This window comes from Burkholderia sp. BCC0322, from assembly GCF_902833045.1.
Lineage (GTDB): Bacteria > Pseudomonadota > Gammaproteobacteria > Burkholderiales > Burkholderiaceae > Burkholderia.
This window is the reverse complement of record NZ_CADFDU010000005.1, coordinates 414,613-434,769: the sequence shown is the minus strand read 5'-3', so window position 1 is coordinate 434,769 and position 20,157 is coordinate 414,613. Positions and strand designations below refer to the sequence as shown.

Here is a 20,157-nt window from a genome sequence, read left to right as displayed (position 1 = left end):
CATCGCTGCGTCAGCGATCAGCCCCCTCCCTTCCCACCCGCCGCGGCGCCTCAAGATCCGGATGGACCGGCCTGGCAGCAGGCAACTCATGATGGACAAGAAGCAACGCTTCGAGTTCAGTGCGCTCGGCGACCGTCGAAGGCCACGCGTCATCGCTCTCTGCCCCTCCGACCTTTTACCGTTCCCGGTGGATTTCCGTCTCATCCATCCTGGTGCCGTTCATTCCACGATTTCATCGCTCAATCCCCCATCAAATATCCGTCCACATCCTCAACAGGTTGTGATACGCCCCGGTATGCTGCAACAACGACTCGCCGGTATCGGGCGTGTTCACGTCGTTCTGGCGCAGATAGTCGACGCCACACGCGTCGGCGTGCCGAGGCCGAGTGCGAGCGAACCGGCCACGCCCCTGCGGGACGCTGGCGGACTCGATGCGGTGCTCGCACCGCCGCGCAAGCGTGCGTGATTGACACGGGCCCAGCATAAAACGGCGCGCCCGCTCGCACTCGTTCAGGAACCCGATCGATTCGTTCGTGCTCACGCCTGCCTGGCCGTGGCCTGTGCCGCCAGCGCGGCCCGCTCGATCCAGCGAACGGCCGGCGCATCCTGCTCGCCCGGCGCGGGTCTGCCGATCAGAAAGCCCTGCACCTCGCGGCAACCGGCATCCGTGATGCACGCCAGTTGCTCCTCCGTCTCGACGCCTTCCGCGACGGTCGTCACGCCGAGACGTTTGCCGAGATCGGCCACCGTGCGCACGACGGCCGCGCAGTCCGGGCGCGTGACCGCATCGCGCACGAAACTGCCGTCGATCTTGATCTTGTCGAACGGAAACGCGCGCAGATGCGCGAGCGACGAGAAGCCCGTGCCGAAGTCATCGAGGGCGACGCGCACGCCCATCGAACGCAGGGCGCGCAGGTCCGCGATGGCCTTGCCCTCGTCGTGCAGCAACGCGGTTTCCGTTACCTCGATTTCCAGCCGGTCGGGCGCGAGGCCCGCGCCGGACAGCGCCGCCGCGAAGGTCGGCACGATCGTGCCGTGGCCGAGCTGCCCCGCCGACACGTTGACGGCAACGCGCGCGCCGTCGGGCCAGCGCGCCGCCTCCCGGCACGCCTGCACGAGCACGAAGCGGCCGAGCCGGTCGATCAGGCCGCCGCGCTCGGCCACCGGAATGAAGAGGCCGGGCGAAATCCAGCCGGAGCGCGGGTGGTGCCAGCGCAGCAGCGCCTCGCGCGTCGTGATCTGACGGGTCTGGACATCGACGATCGGCTGGTAGAACACGTACAACCCCTGGTTCTCGTCCAGCGCGACGCGCAGCTTCGATTCGAGCGCGACCCGCTCCTGCGCGCTCGTTTCCATGTCCGGCGAGAACATTCGGTATGTGCCCTTCCCGGCTTTCTTGGCCGCATAGAGCGCCATGTCCGCGCGCGACAGCAGCACGCCGGCGTCGTCGCCGTGATGCGGCGCCAGCACACAGCCGATCGACGCGCCGATGCGGAACGGCCGGTCGGGCGACGGCGCATAGGGGGCGACGAGCGTGTCGACGAGCCGCGCGGCCGCGCCCATCGCACCGTTCGCATCGGTGTCGCGCAGCAGCACCGCGAATTCGTCGCCGCCGATGCGCCCGAGCATCATCCCCGGCTCGGGGCACTGCCCGCGCAGGCGTTCCGCGACCTGGCGCAGCACCTCGTCGCCCGCCGAATGCCCGCACGCGTCGTTGATCAGCTTGAAGCCGTCGAGATCGATGAAGAGCAGCGACAGCACCTTGTCCGAGCGGCGCAGGCTCGCGTCGAATTCGGCCAGGAAGGTTGCGCGGTTCGGCAGACCCGTGAGCGAATCGTGATGCGCGAGCTGGTGTATACGCGCCTCCGCCTCGGCCTGCTGCGTGACGATCGACCATGACAGCATCGGGCCGATGTAGCGCCCCTGGGCGTCGCGCACGGCCGAGACCTGGATGTCGAGCACTTCCGGCCCGAGCGGAATGCGGGCGCGATGCGGCAGGTTCGCCGGATCGGCGAGCAGGCGACGCTGGTGCTGCGGGTGCGGGTGGAAGAAGTCGATCGACGCGCCAAGCGCATCGTCCGCGCGGATCGGCAGCAAGTGCTCGATCGAGCGCAGCAGGTTGCGCGATGTCGCGTTCAGGTAGTTGATGCGGAACGTCTCCAGGTCGGCCGTCATCACGGCCACCGGCATGTCGTCGATCATCCGCATCAGCCGCGTCTGCGCCTGCTCGCGCAGGCGGGATTCGGCCTGCGCATCGACGGTGCGCAGGAAGCCCCGGTAGTTGACCGAGATCACGGCGATCAGCGCCGCCGACACGAAGACCATGTTGACCGCGGTGGCGATGAGTGTCGGCTGGCGCGTCGACAGAAAGAACGCGACGAACGCGACGTTGGCGATCACGGCCACGATCAGCGCGGCCGTGCGCAGGTACATCAGGCTCAAGATGTAGCCGATCACCGTGATCGCCATGTAGAACGCGACCTGGGCCTTTTGCCACGCATCACCGTACGGGAACAGCAGCAGCGCCCAGGTGGTGAACGTCACCACGACCGGGATCACCAGCCAGTTCGTGACCGTGAGCGCGCGCATCACGTTGTCCGGCGTCGGCTCCAGCAGCCGGGTGCGGCGCCAGTGCAGCAGCCGCGCGAGCACCGCGAGCGTCATCGCGGCCGGCATCGCGACCGACAGCCACCACGGCGCGCTGCCCAGGTGCGTGACGGCGAGACTCCAGGTGCTCGAGATGAGGATCAGGTACGACACCGGGATCTGGCCGGCGAATACCCGGTACTGCGCCGCGAGCAGGTCCGGGTTCCGGGCCGGCGCCGCGATGCTTGCCAGTCTTGCCATCCGTGCGTAGAGGATTTTCATGTGAGCCTGCCGGCTGCAACCCGGCGTCGGGTTGCCGTGTCCGGCGTCGAGGGTTACCCGAGCGGGCCCGGGTCGATATCGGCCCTGACGGCCGATTCGGACGCGGGAACCGGCGTGCGGACGCGGTTGCCGCCGGTCAGCGCAATCTGCCCGCTGCCGACGATTTCGTTGAGTGGTGCCGGCCTGCCGAGCAGGAAGCCCTGTGCTTCGTCGCAGCCTTCGTCGGCCAGCAGCGCAAGCTGGTCGCGCGTCTCGATGCCTTCGGCCAGGATCGGAATGCCCAGGCTCTTGCCGAGCGCGAGCACGGCGCGGATGATCGCGCGATCCTGCGGTTTCGCTTCCGCGTCCTCGACGAACGACTGGTCGAGCTTGATGCGGTCGAACGGGAACGAGCGCAGCGTATCGAGCGACGAATAGCCGGTACCGAAATCGTCGAGCGCGATGCTCACGCCCAGCGCCTTGATCTGCCGAAGCGTGTCCAGCGCGCGCTCGCGGCCGGCGAAGATCGTCGATTCGGTCAACTCCAGCTGCAGGCGCGACGCCGGCAGGCAGGTTTCTTCGAGCACGTCCGTCACGAGCGCCGTCAGGTCCGCGTGCATGAACTGCACGGCCGATACGTTCACCGCGATCGCATAGGGCGGCTCCCACGTGGCGGCCCGTGAGCATGCCTCGCGCAGCACCCACGCGCCGATGTCCAGGATCACGCCGTTTTCCTCAGCGAGCGGAATGAACTCGGCGGGCGGAATCGTGCCGAGCGTCGCATGCTGCCAGCGCAGAAGCGCCTCGTAGCCGCGGATCTCGCCGGTCGCGAGCGAAGTCTGCACCTGGTAGTGGACGCTCAGCTGGTTGTCGGCCACCGCGCGGCGCAGGTCGGCCGCGAGGCTGCGGCGCGCGCGGACGATCAGGTCCATCGCCGGCTCGTAGAAGCAGATCGATTGCGCGATGCTGCCCTTGGCGCGGTACATCGCGAGGTCCGCGTTGTTGATGAGGATCGCCTTGGTGGTGGCGTCGTCCGGGTAGATGGCGACACCGAAGCTCGCACCCGGCACGACCTCGTAGTCGTCCAGCCTGACCGGCTTGTAGAGCGCCTGCTCGAGCCGCTCGAGCAGGCTCGTCGGGCACGTGTCGCCGTCCATCCGGCAGAGCGCCGCGAATTCGTCGCCGCCGATGCGGGCGACGAATTCGCCTTCGCGCAGCAGGTTCGCCATGCGGCGCGCAAGGATGCGCAGCACCTCGTCGCCGGCGTGGTGACCGCGCAGGTCGTTGATTTCCTTGAAACGGTTCAGGTCGATGCCGATCAGCGCGAGCTTCGTGCCGCGCTCTTGCGCAAGCGCGATTTCGAGGTCCAGCCGCTCGTTGAAGCCGGCCCGGTTGGGCAGGCCGGTCAGCATGTCGCTCAACGCCAGCTGGCGCAGGTGTTCGAGCGATTCGGCCCGCACGTTGCTGTCGATCACATAGCTCACGAGCCCCGTGCAGACGATCACGAGCGACGTGCCCGCGACCGCCAGCGCCAGCGGACGCAGCTCGCTCACCTCGGTCCATGCGCCGTCGAGCATCAGCGGCGTGATGCGCAGCGCGGACATCCCGGTGAAATGCAAGGCGAGGATCGCGAGCGACAGCACGCCGGCCATCTGGTTGACTGCATGCGGCGACGGCCGCATCGCGAGGTGCAGCGCAAGCGCGGCGAGGGTCATGGCCAGCAGCACCGACGCGATCAGGTAGCCGACGTCCCACGACACGATACCTTCGACCCGCCACGCGAGCATGCCGGTGTAGTGCATCAGCACGATCGCCACGCCGACGACCGCGCCGCCGAGCGCGGGCGCAACCTTGACGACGCGACAGGTCGTCAGCGCGAAACCGATCGTGCTGCCGCCGACCGCGATGAGCAGTGACACGAGCGTGAGCGGCATGTTGAAGTACACGGGCGCGCCGGCGTCGAAGCCGAGCATCGCGATGAAGTGCGTGCACCAGATCGCCACGCCGGCCGAAATGGCGGTCAGCACGTGCCAGCCGAGCCGCTGCGTGCCGGAGGTGTTCACCGCGCGCTGGAACAGCCGCGCGGTGACCCATGAGCCGCTCCCGCACAACAGTGCGGCAAGCAACACCAGCCAATGATTGTGCCGATGAACGATGCACCCGAAAACTGTCACCAAAACCTTTCTTCCCCTATCCGTCGCATGGGCTGATGCCGATCCTGATCGACGCGGCGGGGGCAATGCCGCTTCGATCAGGCGCGCCTTCAAGATATCGGCTTGCGATGAATAAACTGAACGCCACGCTGCTGTGCGCAAACGATTGCCCGGCAGATATTTTTCCGGGGAACTTGCCGGAACGACGCGGGATGGGGAAGCGGAGGATCGGCCGATGGTTTGCCGATCAACCGGATGGTGTGAGCGATGGTCAAGCAGCGGGGTTCCGCCGCGGTTCATCGTCAGGTTTTTTTAAGGTATGTCGAGAACTGCCGGGGAACGCGGTGCGGATCTCGAGGGAGGAAGAAGTATTCGTCGTCGCAGCACCAGCGCCTTGCTGCTTGATGCCTGACCTTCTACGCGGCGTGACGGCAAATCAACGAAACAGGCGGCATCTGTCTGTGTATCGGGCCGGTTCCGACGATCGACCGCCTGCCGTCGCAGGCGGTCGATCAACAACGGTCCGTCATGCGCCCGAGTATCGCGTGGCATCGATCGGCGCCACCTCCTGCGACACGCAATGTCGCCACGCGATCTCCGGGCTTCAGCGCACTCACGCAAGCTCGATCAATTCACCCCGACGGCACTCCACGCGCGAGCGACCGTTGCGCTTTCGGCCGAATTCACGCCATACAGGTCGTTCGCCGCCTGGATCGATGCACGTCGCGCGTTCGGGTAGCTGGAGTTGGCGTTCAGGTACACGGTCAGCGTCCGGTACCAGATCTTGCCGGCCTTCTCGCGGCCCAGGCCGCTGAAGGTCGTGTCGCCGTTGCACACCAGTTGCGCCTTCGTCAGGCCGGTATCGGTCGACGGCACCGTCGGGCCTTCGGCCAGCAGGTAGAACAGGCGATTGCCGACACCCGACGTGTAATGCGGATTGTGGCGCGGATTCGACCACGAGAATCCACCGGACGGGTAGCAGCTGAACGACCGTCCGTCGAGATCCTGCTTGTACATCTTGCGCAGGCCGCCGCTCACCACGCGCGCACCGATCACGTAGTTGCCGGGATCGTTCGGGTTGTTCGCGTAGTACTTCACGAGCGTGCCGAAAATGTCGGACGTCGACTCGTTCAGCCCGCCCGGGTCGCCGGAATAGTTCAGGTTGGCCGTGGCCTCGGTCACGCCGTGGCTCATCTCGTGACCGGCGACGTCCACCGAAACGACCGGTTTCGGCAGACTGCTGCCGGGCTGGCCGTCACCGTACACCATCACGTGCGAGGACAGCCATGCCGCATTCGCGCCGGTCGTGCCGCTGCCGGTATCGAATACGACGTGCGCATAGCTCTTCACGCCGCGGCCGTCGTTGAAGATGCCATTGCGGTTGTGCGCAGTCTTGTAGTAGTCCCAAGTGAGTGCGAGACCATAATCGATGTCTGCGGCGACGGTCTGCCGGTCGGTGGTCGTGTTGTTGCCCCACACGTTCGTGCTGCTCGTGAAGATCGGCAGGTCGGTCGCCTGTTCGACGTCGTCCGAGGTCAGGCCGCGGCCGTCGTAGACCGAGCCGGAGCCGCGGCTCGGATCGAGCATTCGGTACGCGTTCGTGCCCGTCTGGTCGGTGGTAAGCGTCAGGTTGCCGTAGTACAACGAGCGGCCGGTGCCGGTCGCGGCGGCGGTCTTGATCAGGTCCTGTGCGTCGAGCACGGCGCCCGTGCGCGCATCGACGTAGTACAGCACGGCTTCGCCATGCGCATCGGTCGCCTTGCCGTACACGCGCACCGCATAGGCCAGCGTCGGCGTCACGTCGCGTGCGAACACGACGAGTTCCGCATCATTGACGCGGCGCACGTCCGAGTTGAAGTGCGCGGCAGCGATGCGCTTGACCCGGGCGGCGCCGATGTCGGGTGCGTTGCGGATCACGGAGCGGTCTCCGATCTTGCCGATCGTGCCGGTGAGACTGATCGGCGCGAGCTGGGTCACGCTCGCCTGCTTCAACTGCCCCTTGCTCGAATGGACGACAACGTCACCACCGATCACGGGCAGGCCCGCGTAGAAGCGGTCGAAGCGCACGTGCTCGGTGCCATCGGGATCGACGATCACGTCGCGTACCTGGAACTGATCGCCATCCGTCGGCGCGCTCGCTTGCGACCCTGCGAACTTCAGCGCGCGTGGTGTGCCGCCGACTGCGAGACCAAAGGCGGACGGGTTCTGCTGGATCAGTAGCAGCGCCTTGTCGACCGTGGCCGACTGGTCGCCGGCCTGGGCAAAGGCACTGAGACTCGCGACGGTAATCGCGGTGATGGACAGCAGACGAGACAGTTTCTTCATGTAATCCCCCGGTTATGTATGGGTGATGTTCGAGGAATGCATCAAGGACAAACTTTGATGTAAGACATGTCACGAACCGCAGAGGGATGCTAGAAGGTCATTTTTATAATTACAAGATATTTTCTGACAGATTAATTGTTTCTGTCGCTGGTGTTAATCGAGTCATGGTTTGGTGAGGAATTTGAAATGATCTCGTCGGCCACGATGGCGGTATCGGCGCCGTTGCGTCGCCGGGATGTGCCCGGCAAGCCTGGTGTGGCGGGGCTAGGCCGAGTGTGGCGTGGGTCGGGCGGGGCGGACGATGTGAGGCCGGAGTATGGCCGGAGCTGCTATTTGCACTATTAAATACTGATTTTGATTGTTGCCTTTTCGGGTTTGGCGATGCGACTCTTCAATGCCTATTCGATTCCGGCTTTTGATGGCGCCTTTGAATTCGTAGTGAAAACCTGACGGACGACGCAAGAGAAAGCGCTTTCTACGAATCTTCGGTTTGAGTGGTACAGCCGATAGCACGCGTACACCTCGTGTCCTCTCGCATCGGCATGTCCGCGCAAACGGGGGGGTATTGTCTTTGATCCGGTTTGCCGGCGTAGAGGGGCTGGATTCGAGATGACCTGCGCGGCGACGAACGACGGGCTCGCCCCACTACTGCAGACGGGTTGGCGAGGCGAGCCGGGTCATGGCCGATGTTCATTGACGAACCGCTGCAGCCGAGCGGCCGCTGCGTGCATCGGGCACAATTGCGGGTTTCCAAATTCCACCACGGTCAAAACCATGCGCTTCGTCGTCGTTGGAACCAGCGGAGCGGGAAAATCCACGTTTTCCAGCGCACTGGCGGCAGCAGCAGGCTGCCCGTACATCGAGCTGGATCGACTTTACTGGGGCCCCGACTGGACAGCCGTGCCGCCGGAGCAGTTCGAGAACGCCGTGCGGGCCGCGACGGCCGGCGACCGATGGGTCGCCGACGGGAACTACAGTGCCGTGCGCGACGTGCTCTGGTCGAGCGCCACCCACGTGATCTGGCTGAACTTCGGGCGGCGCACGGTATTCTCCCGGGTGCTCTGGCGCACGTTGAGCCGCGGGCTGATGCGCACCGAGCTTTCGCACGGAAACCGTGAGTCGCTGCGGATGGCATTCTCCCGGGAGTCGGTGCTGCTGTGGTCTTACACCACGTTCGCAAGGAATCGCGTCAAGTTCGCGGGCCTGCGTGACGACCCGAAGTACGCGCATCTGCACTGGACGGAAATCACCCAGCCTTCGCGCACCCGCGCAGTCATCGACATGCTGATCCGCGCCAGCCGCTGAGCGCGGCGCATGCGCTGTTGCACCGACGGGACATCACTTCACGGCCGCATTGCCTCCGTCGGCGAACAGCGCCGAGCCGGTCACGAAACTGGCCATCGGGCTCGCAAGGAACAACGCCGCCGATGCGATCTCGTCGGGGCGGGCGATACGCTTCATCGCGTGGAGCCCGGCCGCCCACGCCTTCTGCTCACGGTCTCCCCCCATCGCGGTATCCACACCGCCCGGCAACAGTGCGTTTGCGCGAATCCCGCGTGCCGCATAGTCCGCGGTGATGCCCTTCACCAATCCCATCAAGCCGGCCTTGGAAGCGCCATACGCGGCCATGCCGGGAAGCCCGACGCTGGTTCCGACAAAGCTGGACGTGAAGACGATCGTCCCGCCGCCGCGCTCGAGCATCGCTGGAATCTGGTTGCTTGCCCCCAGGAAAGCCGCCGTCAGGTTGGTCGACACCGTTTGCTGCCAATCGTCGAGCGAGATGTCGGCGAGCGGCTTGAGCGGCCCGACCGTTCCCGCGTTGTTGATCGCGATGTCGAGGCCACCGAACTCGCGAAGGGCCGTCGCGACGAGCCCTCGATGCGTATCGACGTGACCGACGTCGCCGGCGCATGCGCACGCCTGCCCGCCCTGACGACGGATTTCGTCGGCAACCTGATTCAGCGAGGTCTCGCTTCGCGCACTCAATACGATTGACGCGCCGTGCGCCGCGAACAGCAGCGCGATCGCACGGCCGATGCCGGTCGAGGCTCCGGTCACGATGGCGACTTTCCCTTCGAGCAAGAGCATGGTTTTTACATCCCGTGAGTGAAGTTGGTCACGGCAATGTAGATGACTGTACGCCGGCAGACACTCCGTTTCTTGCTTTTGAAGTCCTGCGCAACGGCGCCCCTCCGTCGGGTTGCGGACGGTGCGGATCGGTCGTGTCGCGTACTGCCGCGATCGGTCGTGGACAGAAATCACCGGGTGCTCTCGCACCCGCGCAGTCATCGACACGCTGATCCGCGCCAGCGGTCGAGCGCGGCGCTTGCCTGCATCAGTCGTCGAACGTGCCGCGATATTCCGGCGCGGCATCCGCGCGCGTGTTCAGCTCGAACATCACGCCGCCCGGTGCGCGACAGAAGAAGCGCGAGCCGCGCCCGTTGTCGAAGATGTCCGTCACCATCTCGACGCCCTCATCCCTGAAGCGTTCGAACAACGTGTGAACGGCATCGAGGCTCGGCAGTTCGAACCCGACGTGGAAATTCGTCGGCCATGCCGGGACGTCGTCGCTGACGTGATCGATCACCACGTCGAAGCCCGGGCGCTTGAGGATCCAGGATTTCTCCCAGCTTCCCGCGATCGTGAAGCCGAGGTGCCGCTCGAAGAATCGGGCCGTGGCCCGTGTGTCGACCGAGGGGAAGCTCAGGTGATTGAGCTTCATGGTTTGCGTCATGGCGGTCATTGCGAGTCCCTGTCATGCGTGGATCGGCGGAGGCCCCATGCCGTTCCGCCCGACGAATTCAGAATACGGGCCGACGCTCACATTCGACAACTCGCATTGCACGCATGTTTCGACCGCGCGCGAACCCGCGTGAAATCGAGGGTTGAGGCGACGTTGCGACCGCGGCGGATCGTGCTACTCGCATTCAGTCGGGATTGGCCGGAACACCCTCGATCGACGCCTCCTGCCGACGCCATTTTTCCGGTGTGTGCCGTGTGAGACTCGCGCGCAGGGCAAGCGGCGTGGCCTGCCGGACGCGCTCGGCGCAACCCTGTCGATCGTCGCGGCGCATCAGACGCCGATGGCCCGAGGCAGACAAGTCCACCCCGGGCCACGGATTTCCCGCCGGTGCCGGGCATCACAAACACTGCCCGGCACTGGCGTAGAACGACGTCAGAACTGGTAACCCGCGCCCACCACCGCGCCGAAATCCGAACGCGTGTTGCCCGTCACCGAAGCCTTGACGACCCAGCGGTTACTTTCCGTCACGTACGAATACCCGGCGGCGAAACCCTGCTGGCCGTGATAGTTCGACGTCGCCGCCGAGACCATCGAGCGGCCCGCGCCCGTCGGTTGCGGCAGGCCGGCCACGGCCATTGCCGATGCCACGCCGCCGTACATGTCCTTCTTCAGGTCGTTGAACGAGTTGTACACCTGGCCGATGCGCTGGTCGGTGTAGCCCTTCGCCTGATTCGACGCGGCCGACAGGTTGTCGTTCAGTTGCTGCACGTTCACCGCATCGGTCGGCGCCGTGCCGGCCGCGACGTTCGTGACCTGGCGCTCGCCGCCCTTCGAGCCGACCGAGAACGAATTGTCGCGATCGGCGACGGAGCCCTGGCCGACCGCCACCGCGTTCTTGCCGGTTGCGGTTGCCGTCGACCCGATGGCGCCCGCATCGGCACGCGCGATCCACGTGGTGTTCGCATCGGTCACCGCTGCGCGGATCTGGTCGTTGGCCGCCACGTTCTTCAGCGCCGTGTTGAACTGGCCCATGTTGACCGCGTCGTTGTCCTTCACGCCCGCCGCGACACCGGTCAGCACGCGGTCGCCCGCGGTACCGGAGAAATTCACGCTGGTGCCGCCGGTGTCCTTCCCGACCGTGACCGCGCCGTTCGGATCCTGCTGCTGCACGAGGCCGGCCTTGCCGTTCGCGATATTGGTCACGTTCCCCTGCAGGTTCGTGATATCGGTCGTGTTCTTCGCGACCTGCTGGTTGGTCGCGTAGAGCTGCGAACCGTTCACCGCGTCCGTGCTGGTGGCGCTGAGCGTCCCGGCCTGCACGTTGGTGATGCGCGTGCCGCCGGCGCCGCCGAGCGTGATCGAGCTCTTTGAGCTGTCGTCGTACTGCACCGCGAGCGCGCCGAGCTGGTTGAGACTCGACTGGACGCCCTTCAGCTGCTTCACGTTCACCGCGTCCGTATCGTCGGTGCCTGCGGCGACGTTCTTCAGCACGACGGCCGCATTCGCGTCGCCGCCGATGAGCGATACCGAATTCAGCCGGTTGCCGCTCGTGTCGACATCGTACTTGACGACATTCTTCACGGCCTCGCCCGCCTGGTTGGACACTTGCGTGATCTGCTGTTCGAGCGACGACTTCACGCCCGACAACTGGCCACCGTTCACCGCGTCCGTGCTGCCCGCGGCGATGGTGCCGTCGGCCACGTTCGTCAGCTTCGTCGGCGCCCCGCCGCGCGCCGCATTGTATGCGCCGGCCTTCGGGTCGAACTGGAGCGCGTCCTGCTGCAGTCCGGCGATCGCCGCCGTGTTGCCGGCGATGTTCGTTTCGGCGTTGCCGATGCGCGTTTCGTGATTCTCGAGCGTCGTCGTGTTGCTGCCGACGCGGCCGTCGAGGTTCGTGAGCGCGTCGCCGACGTTGTTGAACGAACCGCCGCCGACTTTATAGGCCGGCGCGCTGATCGAGCCATCCGGATTCGCCGTCGCACCGCCGCCCAGCGCGGCTGCCGTGCCGTCGGTCGCGCGGCGCAGTTGCGCGCCGTTCACCGCGTCCGTGCTGCCGGCTGCAACGTTGCCTTCCGCGACGTTGGTCAGGCGCACCGGGCTCCCGCCGTTACCTGCGCCGAGCGAAACCTGCTTCTTGCTCGCGTCGTCGTACTTCACGGCGAGCGCATCGAGCTGGCTCGTGCCGTTCTGAACCGCCGCGTTCAACTGGTCGACGTTGACCGCGTCCGTTCCGTTCTTGCCGGCCGCGACATTGCCGATGCGTTGCGGGCCGTTGCCGCCGTGGCTCGCGTCGTAGGTGCCGAGGTTCGCGTTCCACTGGAGCGCGTCCTGCTGGAGCGCGGCGATGTTGCCCGTATTCGTCGTCACCTGGTTGCCGAGCGTCGTCACGCTGTTGCCGACGTTCGTGATCGACTGGTTGAGCGTGTCGGTGGCCTTGCCGAGCTGGCCGACGTTCACCGCGTCGCTCGCGGCAATGCCGTCCGCCACGTTGTGCAGCGCGACCGGCGACTGCGCCCCCTTGCCGCCGAGCGTCACGCCGCTGTGCGCATCGTCGTCGTACTGCACCGCGTTCTTCGTCGCGTTACCGATCTGGTTGTTGATCGACGTGCTCAGATTGCCGAGCGTCGTGTTGATGTTGTTCGTCACGCTCGTGCTGAGCGACGACAGGCCGCCGTTCAATTGCCCGACGTTCACCGCATCGGTGTTCGCGACACCGGCTGCGACATTACCGATGCGTTGCGGGCCGTTGCCGCCGTGGCTCGCATCGTACGCACCGAGGTTCGCGTTCCACAGCAGCGCGTCCTGCTGGAGCGCGGCGATGTTGCCCGTATTCGTCGTCACCTGGTTGCCGAGCGTCGTCACGCTGTTGCCGACGTTCGTGATCGACTGGTTGAGCGTGTCGGTGGCCTTGCCGAGCTGGCCGACGTTCACCGCGTCGCTCGCGGCAATGCCGTCCGCCACGTTGTGCAGCGCGACCGGCGACTGCGCCCCCTTGCCGCCGAGCGTCACGCCGCTGTGCGCATCGTCGTCGTACTGCACGGCATTCTTCGTCGCGTTGCCGATCTGATTGTTGATCGACGTGCTCAGATTGCCGAGCGTCGTGTTGATGTTGTTCGTCACGCTTGTGCTGAGCGACGACAGGCCGCCGTTCAATTGCCCGACGTTCACCGCATCGGTGTTCGCGACACCGGCCGCGACGTTGTGCAGCGTCGTGCCGTTCGTGCCGGCGAACGTCACCGAGTCGAATCCGCTCTGGCCGTCGTACTTCACGTTGCGTGCGTCGGCTGCCTGCAGGTTGCCGATATTGGTGGTCGCCGTGCTCAGCGACGTGTTGATGCCGGCGACGCTGGTCTGTAGGTTCGTGATGTTCGATGCCGCCGTCGAGATCGACGTCTGCAGCGGTGCGACGCTGCCCTTCAGCTGGCCGACGTTGACCGCATCGGTATCGGCGACGCCGGCCGCGACGCCGTTGATCGTCGTGCCGTTGCTGCCGTCGAGTGCGATCGCCGCATGCGAATCGTCGGTGTATTTCACGACGTTCTTCGTTGCCGTCACGATGCTGGTGCTGAGGCTGTTGCCCACGCTGGTCACGCGCTGGTCGACGTTCGAGATCGTGGTCGACAGCGAATTGCCGACCGACGTCACGCGTGCGTCGACGTTGGCGATGCTCGTGCTGAGCGCGCCGTTCACGTTCTTCAGCTGCTGGACATTGACGGCGTCCGTATCGGCCGCGCCCGCCGCGACGTTCTTGAGCTGGCGCTCCTTGCCGAGCGCGCCGAACGACACCGCGCCGCCAACCGGCGCGGCCGTGCCGCCGAACACCGGCGTACCGCCATTGTTCGCGCCAACGCTGCCCGAGCCGATCGCCACCTGGTTGTTGTCGTTCGTCTGCGCGCCTGCGCCGATCGCCACGGATTGCGTGCCGCCGGCGCGCGTCTGCGTCGCCGCGTCGTACGCCGCGCCGCTGGACACGCCGTCGCTCGACGTCGGGTTGGCGCCGCCGATCGCAACCGAGCGATCGCCGCTGGCGAGCGCCGAGTGGCCAAGCGCGATCGAGCTCGTACCGTGCGCATCCGCGACGTTGCCGAGCGCCATCGAGAAATCGCCGACCGCGGCCGACTGGCGACCGATGGCGAGCGCCGTGTTGCCTTGCGCGACGGCTACCGTGCCGATCGCCGTGGCCGAGTTCGCCAGCGCCTGCGCGCCGACGCCGACGGCAATCGCGCCGCCGCTGCTGGTGCCGCCCTTGCTGCTCGCATTCGACTGGTCGCCGATCGCGATGCCGCTGGCGCCGGCCTTGGCATTCGTTCCCATCGTGACGTTTGCCGTGCTCACCGCCACGTAAGTCCCGCTCTTGGTCGACACGCACAGCGGGTTCGTGCCGTCGATGCACTGGCCGCTCAGCGCGTTGTCCGGGTTGCCGCGGTCGACGAAATTGTCCGCGTGCGCGGCGCCGGCGATCATGACACCTGCACCCGTGAACATGGCGGCGGCCAGCGCCGAAATCTGCTTCCTCTTCATGGTCTTCTGCTCCGTTTTGTAGCGTTTGGTTTGAATACGGACTACTTACTTTTTGTTGAAGACTTCAGCTGCGTTACGATTGCGACTTCAGTGCGGAACCCGGCTCCCATGCCCGGCCCGGGCGTGCCGAAGGCGACACGCCTCGTCCGCCCGTCGCGACGGGACGTTCGAAAGCCCGGGCACGCCGTTCGTGTTACGGCCCGTTCCGTTAATCCAGGCAATGCATTAGGAATGCATATCGTTTTATATGGACGAATTCGTCCATCGACTGAATCCGGAGATTCAACCCGTCGTTATGAACACCCCTGATTTGATGTCGCGTCGACCGCGACCAACCCCGCTTCTTTTATTTCATCTACGGCAACCGGATTTTCACTTGTGCGCGACGGACTTGCGTCCGGATACACATCGATTGATGCCTCGGACCCGAATCGCACAACATCCGTCACAACCCACCGTGCCTCGTGCTGCTCGGTGCAACCCTGCTTTCAAAGTTCGGACGAATTATGAGACACGATCTAAAATTATTGAAGGTGACATTCTTTATAGATTGTAAAATTCAATATATTCAATGCGTTACGTTAAAAACGCTCATCTCGCAAACGATTTCTCTCCGCCAAAATTAATCAGGATGTTTTTTCTGGCGCATAAATACTTTGCTGAAGCGGATTAACGATAATTTCCGGCAGCAAATTTCCGCCGAAAAGCCACCGCACGGCGCGACTGGTCACGACGACGGGAATGAAAATGGCGGAAATGGACAGGCTTCCGCATGCCAAACCGCGAATGCAAACCACAATACACGCTGAAGATTCCCAAAATCGGAATGAAGCGAATAGAGTCAATGCTTCTGGCAGGAATCTAAATATGCCCCTACAATTCGCCTCGCATCGGTACCGGCAGCCGCGCCCTATTCGTCACGCGACGACGGCAACGCTCCGCGCCTTTCCCGGATCCGTGATCAAAACAAGCCATGCCGGGCATTACGCCGACCGGATGTCTGTCGCGTAGCTGGGCGAAATCCGAATATCGATGCGTTTGTGCGTCGCCATAGAGCGGCTTCCGACGACTATCCGAACCGGGCCGGCCACCCGCAGGAACGCAGCCAGCAGCCATTCCAGAACAGGTGCACGATGCATCCATCGATCTCCGCATTGGGCGACGCCCATCTCCTGATCGTCGACGATCAGCCCGACCAGCTTCGCTTGCTGATCGACATCCTGCGCGGCACGGGGTGCCGGATCAGCATTGCATCCGACGGGCTGCAAGCGTGCCAGCGTGCGCAGGCGCTCATGCCCGACCTGATCCTGATGGATGTCCGCATGCCGCGGATGGACGGTTTCACCGCTTGCCGGCTGCTTGCCGCCGATCCGCTGACGTGTGCGATTCCGGTGATCTTCCTGACCGTGGCCGGCGCGTTGCACGAACGCCTCGAAGGGTTCGAAATCGGCTGCGTCGACTATGTGGTCAAGCCGTTCGAGCCCGCCGAAGTGCTCGCGCGGATTCGCGTGCAGCTCGCACGGGAGAAGCGCGAGCGGCCGGTCGACACGGCAAGCCCGTTCGTGGCCGGCAAGGACGACGACATCATCGTGCGCGCGGCCATCCGCCACCTGGCACGGACGCTGAACGATCCGCCGACGGTGGAGCAACTGGCACGCGCGGTCGGCACCCACGAAAAGCGGCTGTCACGTGCGTTTCGCGACAATCTCGGCCAGACGGTGTTCGAGTATCTGCGGCACGAGCGGCTGCGGATCGCGCAGGATCTGCTGGACTCGACGTCGCTCAGCATTGCCAGCATCGCGAAGGAAATCGGTTTTTCCACGCCGGCGAATTTCGCGACCGCATTCCGCGAACGGTTCGGCCTCACGCCGACCGAGTGGCGACGCCAGCGTCATGCCGGCGAGCGCACCGCGCGTCGGGAGCCCCAACGCGACGCGTAGGACCGTTCCGCGCGTTCGCGATTACCAGGTGGTTTTCGCGGTGGCCAGCACGGTCCGCTCGTTGCCGAACACGCAGACGGCGTACGACTGGCAGCCGCTGACATAGCGCCGGTCGAACAGGTTCGCGACGTTCAGCGCGAACCGCCAGCGCGGCATCTCGTAGTGCAGGGCCAGGTCCACCAGCGTCACGCTCGGCACGGTCAACGAATTGTCGGGCGCGCCGGCCGATGCGCTCTGGTAGCGCACGCCGCCGCCGATCCCGAGGCCCGCCAGGGCACCCGTACGCCAGGTCCAGTCGGCCCACATCGACGCCATCTGCCGCGGCAGCGGCACGGCCACCGGCCAGTGGTTCAGCGATGCGTCGTTCGCCTGCACGTTCTTGACGTCCTGATACACATACGACGCGACCACCGACAACTCGCGGGTGACCTTGCCGAGCGCGCTCAGCTCGATCCCGCGCGAGCGCACCTTGCCGGTCTGCACCGACGTCGTGCCGGTCGGGTCGAGACTCGCCGGCGTCGGCGTCACGACGCTGGTCTGGTCGATCCGGTAGACGGCCGCGCTCAGCATCAGGTTCCTGCCGGGTGGCTGCCAGCGCAGCCCCGCTTCCGTCTGCTTGCCGCGGGTCGGCTTAGGCAAGCCGCCGCCAAACATCCTCACGCCGATGACGGGATCGAACGACGTCGAATAGCTCACGTACGGCGACAGCCCCGCGTCACCCTGATAGGTGAGCCCGACGCGCCCGGAGAACGCACTGACGTCCTGCTGCGCCTGAGTGCCGGTCGTCCGGTCGTCGAACCGCTCATTGACGAAATCCTCGCGGCCGCCGAGCGTCAACGTCCAGCGCTTCCAGCGGATCTGGTCCTGCGCGTACACACCGAACGCGTTCATCGCCGTGTACTGGTCGACGTGGCCAAGCGACGTCGGGCCGGAGAAAATCGCGTCCGTGACGGGCCGGTAGACGGGGTGGTACAGGTTGAGCGACGGCGCGAGCGCGAGCCACACGCTGTTGGTCGTCGTCTGCCGGTCATATTGCGCGCCGAGCAGCAGCGTATGTTCGAACGGCCCCGTGCCGAAGCGCGCCTGCGCGTGGTTGTCGAGATCGAGCCGGCTGTAGTTGAGCTGGAACAGCCCCGCGAAACGCATCATGTCGGTAGTGCTGCGGGGCACGAAGCCGTTGCCGAACACCGTCGCGTCGTCGAGCGACAGGTGCAACCAGCGCACGTCCTGATGCAGCGACCAGATGGCATTCACGCGGTGCTCCAGCGCATAGCCGAGCGACCCCTGCTTCTTCCGGTAGTCGTTGAACCCGGGGGCGCCCATGTAGATGTCCTGCGACAGACGGCCGTTCGGGTTCGGCAACACCGTGCCCGACGCGGGCAGGAAATTCGACGAAATATCGCCGCTGTCCTGCAGGAACGTCGCCGAGAGCGTCAGCGACGTATCGGCGCTCGGCCGCCAGCGGAACGACGGCGCCAGCGCGACGCGCCGGTTGCCGTTCGGGCCGGTTACCGCATTGCCGTCGCGCGCCACCCCGACGAAGCGGTACGCATAGCGGCCGTCCGGGTCGAGCGCATCGCCGACATCGAGCGCGAATTGCTTGCGCGCGTCGTTGCCGATCTGCACGCCGGCTTCGCGGACGCGTTCGCCGTCGGCGAGCTTCGTGTGTACGTCGACGATCGCGCCGGGCTCGCCTGCGCCGTACAGCACCGACGTCGGCCCGCGCAGCACGGCGATCGAATCGATCGTGTCGGGGTCGACACGCCAGTTCGCGATGATGGCCGTATTCGGCGCGGCCACGCCGTCGACATACAGCGTCGGCGTGAAGCCGCGCAGCGCCGCATACCAGTCGGTGCGGCTGTCGGCGCCGAAGGTCGCGAATCCCGGCACGTAGCGCAGCGCCTGGTTCAGGTCGGTCGCGCCGGTCATCTCGATCTGCTGCGCGGTCACGAGATTGATCGTCTGCGGGATCTCGGCCACCGGCGTGTCGGTCTTCGTGCCGGTCGTGGTGCGCAGCCCGACGAGCCCGCTCGACGCGCCGCCAGCCTTTCCCGTCACGTCGATTGTCGGCAGCATGGCCGCAGCCGCGCCGGCCGGCGGCGTGGCTGCCGCCCCCGATGCCTGCGCGTGTGCGCCGCCCGCTGCCGCCACATACAACGCGCTCCCGGCAGCGATCGCTCTCGCGCGTCGCGCCGCACCCGTCCCCGTTACCATCGTTCCGTGCTCCGTCGTGCTGGCGGCCGATTCGGCCTGATCGCGGCGCGACGCACCGTCGGCGTCCGCCCTGTGTTGTCTTCTTTGCGATGCTGGTTGCGCGCGAGTCGGCATGCACTGGCCCATGGCGTCGGTCGCGAGCGCAGCGATGATACCGGGCGAACATAACGCAGTCTTTAAAAAAGTGCGTCGGGGTTCGGTGCGTGGAAAACGGAGCCGGTTCGGCATCGTTCCGTACGGCTTTCGCCAGGCAAGCCGGATGAAAGACGCGGACGCTAGACTACGTGCGCCGCCGGAGTGACTGCAGGTTGCACGGCCCTGCGCGCGTCACCGGGCTTCGCCGCATCTTGCCGGCCGCACGCGTCCGACGTCGCGGGGTCGTCAGGCCGAGGGGCGGCTTCCCTGTTTGTCACACCACCGTCATCACCGAGGACGCTATGCGCCGCATGCCGACCCGACCGCTGTCCGCTGCGTTGCTCGTCGTGGGCTTGCTCTTCGCCGCCGTGTCGCCGGCCCGCGCCTGCGACATCCCGGCAGCCGTCACGACGATCGATCCGCCCGGCTACTATGACGACGCCGCCGGCTATGCGCGCGCCGTGAAGCCGATGCGCGATTTCATTGCCCGGCTCAATGCGTCGGCTGACAAGGGGGACTGGTCGTGCGCAGCCAGCCTGCTGGAAAGCTGGGCGCGCGCTGATGCCCTGATGGGCCGAATCACCGGTTATCAGGGCTACTACGAGCGTTCGTGGGCCGGCACCGACTTCGCGATGGTGATCCTGCGCATGCCGCGCGACGTGCACGACGCGAACCGCGCGCGGTTCGACGCGATCGATCCGTGGCTCGAACGCATCGCGATCGCCACCCGCGATGCGGAGGCGATCAATCATTTGCACAACAACCTCGTGTACTGGGCCGGGCTCGACCTGATCGCCATCGGCACCGTGACCGGCAACTCGAGCCTCGTCGACTCGGGGCTGCTGCGGGTACGCGAGGGCATCCGCGACATCGGCCCCGACGGGGCGCTCGCGCGCGAAGTCAAACGCGGCAACCGCGCGCTGCACTATCACACGTTCGCGCTGCTCCCGCTCGTGTTCGCTGCGGAACTCGTGCAGCGGCGCCATATCGATCTCTATCGGGAAAACGACGGCGCGATCGGGCGCCTGGCGAACCTCGTCATCCATGCGGTCGATGATCCCGCCAGCTTCACGGCCATCACGCCGGTCAAACAGGACCTGTTTCCGTGGACGTTCCGCGATGAACTGAGCTGGGTCGAGCCGTACTACGCGCGTTTTCACGACGCGCGGCTGCCGGCGATCATCGCGTCGCGCCGCCCGTTCACCGAATGGCGGCTCGGCGGAAACGTGACGGCAGCCTGGGGCGTGCCGCTGCCGTAGACGATCCGCGAGTGGGTTGC

Annotated in this window: 11 protein-coding genes; 4 read left to right on the top strand and 7 right to left on the bottom strand. The window is 65.7% G+C overall.

Annotated features, from left to right (window positions below):
- Positions 1-88 precede the first annotated feature (88 nt).
- Entirely contained in the window at positions 89-466 is a 378-nt protein-coding gene (locus tag HWX39_RS36315; protein ID WP_244135043.1) for a hypothetical protein, read from the top strand.
- Between the two features lie 71 nt (positions 467-537).
- Here the strand turns inward: HWX39_RS36315 and HWX39_RS17835 are convergent, their stop codons facing one another.
- The 3 genes from HWX39_RS17835 to HWX39_RS17825 form a co-directional block, all read right to left on the bottom strand.
- Positions 538-2,868: an EAL domain-containing protein gene (locus HWX39_RS17835; RefSeq protein ID WP_175969303.1), complete on the bottom strand. Its 2,331-nt coding sequence runs from the start codon at positions 2,866-2,868 to the stop codon at positions 538-540.
- 53 nt (positions 2,869-2,921) lie between these two features.
- Positions 2,922-4,976, bottom strand: coding sequence for an EAL domain-containing protein (locus HWX39_RS17830; protein ID WP_244135042.1), 2,055 nt, complete (start codon positions 4,974-4,976; stop codon positions 2,922-2,924).
- Positions 4,977-5,627: 651 nt separating this feature from the next.
- Positions 5,628-7,325 (bottom strand): M4 family metallopeptidase, encoded by a 1,698-nt coding sequence (locus HWX39_RS17825; RefSeq protein WP_175969301.1) that lies wholly within the window; start codon positions 7,323-7,325, stop codon positions 5,628-5,630.
- 774 nt (positions 7,326-8,099) lie between these two features.
- Between HWX39_RS17825 and HWX39_RS17820 the strand changes: the two genes are divergently transcribed.
- Positions 8,100-8,630: a toxin gene (locus tag HWX39_RS17820; RefSeq protein WP_175969300.1), complete on the top strand. Its 531-nt coding sequence runs from the start codon at positions 8,100-8,102 to the stop codon at positions 8,628-8,630.
- Between the two features lie 33 nt (positions 8,631-8,663).
- Here the strand turns inward: HWX39_RS17820 and HWX39_RS17815 are convergent, their stop codons facing one another.
- The 3 genes from HWX39_RS17815 to HWX39_RS17805 form a co-directional block, all read right to left on the bottom strand.
- Positions 8,664-9,413 carry an SDR family oxidoreductase gene (locus HWX39_RS17815; RefSeq protein WP_175969398.1) on the bottom strand — a complete coding sequence of 250 codons (750 nt, stop codon included), beginning with the start codon at positions 9,411-9,413 and terminating at the stop codon, positions 8,664-8,666.
- Between the two features lie 247 nt (positions 9,414-9,660).
- Positions 9,661-10,068, bottom strand: a complete 408-nt coding sequence (locus HWX39_RS17810) for a VOC family protein (protein WP_175969299.1) — start codon at positions 10,066-10,068, stop codon at positions 9,661-9,663.
- A 432-nt stretch (positions 10,069-10,500) separates the two neighbouring features.
- A complete protein-coding gene (locus tag HWX39_RS17805) occupies positions 10,501-14,589 on the bottom strand; it encodes a YadA-like family protein (RefSeq protein WP_175969298.1) in 4,089 nt (1,362 codons plus the stop codon).
- 1,133 nt (positions 14,590-15,722) lie between these two features.
- Between HWX39_RS17805 and HWX39_RS17800 the strand changes: the two genes are divergently transcribed.
- Positions 15,723-16,529 carry a response regulator gene (locus HWX39_RS17800; RefSeq protein WP_175969297.1) on the top strand — a complete coding sequence of 269 codons (807 nt, stop codon included), beginning with the start codon at positions 15,723-15,725 and terminating at the stop codon, positions 16,527-16,529.
- 21 nt (positions 16,530-16,550) lie between these two features.
- Here HWX39_RS17800 and HWX39_RS17795 read toward each other — a convergent pair whose 3' ends face one another.
- The gene (locus tag HWX39_RS17795; RefSeq protein ID WP_175969296.1) at positions 16,551-18,743 is read right to left on the bottom strand and encodes a TonB-dependent siderophore receptor; all 2,193 of its coding nucleotides are present in this window, start codon (positions 18,741-18,743) and stop codon (positions 16,551-16,553) included.
- Positions 18,744-19,189: 446 nt separating this feature from the next.
- Between HWX39_RS17795 and HWX39_RS17790 the strand changes: the two genes are divergently transcribed.
- Positions 19,190-20,137 carry a mannuronate-specific alginate lyase gene (locus tag HWX39_RS17790; RefSeq protein WP_244135041.1) on the top strand — a complete coding sequence of 316 codons (948 nt, stop codon included), beginning with the start codon at positions 19,190-19,192 and terminating at the stop codon, positions 20,135-20,137.
- Positions 20,138-20,157: the final 20 nt, after the last annotated feature.